Source organism: Pontibacter harenae (assembly GCF_020907245.1).
Taxonomy (GTDB): Bacteria; Bacteroidota; Bacteroidia; order Cytophagales; family Hymenobacteraceae; genus Pontibacter; species Pontibacter harenae.
Map to the genome: position 1 here is coordinate 1 of NZ_JAJJWH010000101.1, position 1865 is coordinate 1865.

Below are 1865 nucleotides of genomic sequence, written 5' to 3' on the forward strand. Positions count from 1 at the left end.
TTCTATGCCAGTGGATCGTGAAAGAGGTTGTAGTTGAGCTGGACACTACAGCGTAGCCTTTTGGACAGGCGTGTATAAAAAGAGAGCCGCCCCACATCTGGTAGGGCGGCTCTCCGCTAAGTCAACTTTTTTGACCCTTACAGCACGTTGTCTATGCTTGCCACGAAGATCCCGTGCAATTCCTGCGGAGACATGATATGACCCTGCTTCTGCGCCTGGTTGGCTGTTTCGTAGCCCAGTTGGGCGGCTGCCATGCGCTGCAGCGGCGTGCCGTGGTGGCCGCTGCTTTCGAAGCCGCAGTCCCCGATCTGGAAGAAGAGGGTGAAAAACTGCTCCACGCGCTTCCAGTTGTAGGTAGCGCCCCGCTTGTGGGTCATGTAATAGGCGGCCATAAAATCGGCCTCCAGCTCAGTGTAGCGTGTAGACTCGGCAGGATCCTCGGCGGCTCCGCCAGGGTACCAGCCAGCGTAGTTGTCAAACTGGATCTGGTGCGCCCACTCGTGGGCCAGGATACCCGTCCATACAATGTCCTGCGCTACCCCAGCCTCAGACACCATCTGCACCAGGCCGTCCCCGATCACGATTACATCGCCGCTGGTGGCGAAACCGTCAATAGAGAAGAATGGGGATTCAGGAAGGGTAGACATCGCGGCATTGATGCTTAGCAAATAGTCAGCATAAGCGTGTGCGGCCTCCAGGGTAGGAAGCCCAGTAAAGTAGTTATATAGAACATGGGCTACCTTGTCTCGGTCATTCAAGGTGGCGCCGTGCTGACCGTTTACCCTGATCTGACCAGGCATGCCCCAGAATTTCTCGATCTCCCGCTTACGCTTGTCCATAAGGCTGGTGTATTCCCCGTTTTCCCCGAAATACTGCTGCTCCGACTCATCCACATAGGCGGCTATGAAATTTATGTCCATATATAAGCCAAAGAGGTAATTGGCAAAATCGGCTCCAAAAACTGGAAGGAGCTCCTGCCCGAGCAAACCTCTGTACTTGTTCTGTACGGCCACAAACGCAGTAGGTCCGCACTGGCTTGGCTGCACGGCGTTACCAGCCACNCGAGCTCCTGCCCGAGCAAACCTCTGTACTTGTTCTGTACGGCCACAAACGCAGTAGGTCCGCACTGGCTTGGCTGCACGGCGTTACCAGCCACAAGATAATCCCGCAGGTTCTCGCTTACCAGCCTCAGATCCGAGGGGGCCTTTAGGGTTACAAGGGTGTCTAGCTTAGCGGGCTGTTGGGCAACCGCGGCCTTTTGGGTGGCAGCGCCCGCTGACAGATCCATCTCCTCCATCTCGTTTTCGCAGGATACAGTCATAAGTCCCAGTGCGAGGCAACTCAAAGCCATCTTCAGTGATTTCATGTAATAAAGCTTAAAATGTTAGTAAAAAAAGAATATTCGAGTGTTGTAATATGTATAAATCTGTGATAAGTTATGATATAATCGCGTAAATCCCAAGAAAACAGTCGCCTGTAAACTTATTCATGGCTGGCTACCTACGGGAGGGAGATGAGAGGCACTTGTTGGTGACGCCGAAGAAGGAGGCGGTAGGGCTTGAGGAGTGGCTAGGTAGGCAGCGGTCATCCTTGCTCTCCTCACAGTTGACCTCTATGGATGTCCTGTACGAGTCAAGCGGCACCCGCTGCACGTCATCGTGTTTGAAGGTGCCCACGATGCTGCTAAGCCAGTTAAATTCATTTCCCTATCACAGCCTAGGTATTTCCCGCTTTCAAATTTATCCCCGTAATCCCAGGGAACGGCTGCAGTATGAGAAACCAAGCCTATGGGAGCAGGTGAGGCATATCGTTCCGCAACCTCCGTATCCAACAAATCCTAAACTTATGCATCTTAATTACGAATC

1 protein-coding gene is annotated in these 1865 nt (G+C 53.0%); it reads right to left on the reverse strand.

Going from position 1 to position 1865, the window contains the following annotated elements; translation table 11 throughout:
- Positions 1-137 precede the first annotated feature (137 nt).
- A complete protein-coding gene (locus LN893_RS20360) occupies positions 138-920 on the reverse strand; it encodes a neutral zinc metallopeptidase (RefSeq protein WP_229973250.1) in 783 nt (260 codons plus the stop codon).
- Between the last annotated feature and the right edge of the window lie 945 nt (positions 921-1865).

Excerpts from the sequence above, each read along its gene's own strand:
- LN893_RS20360 (WP_229973250.1), bottom strand. The coding sequence starts at position 920 with ATGGACATAAATTTCATAGCCGCCTATGTGGATGAGTCGGAGCAGCAG.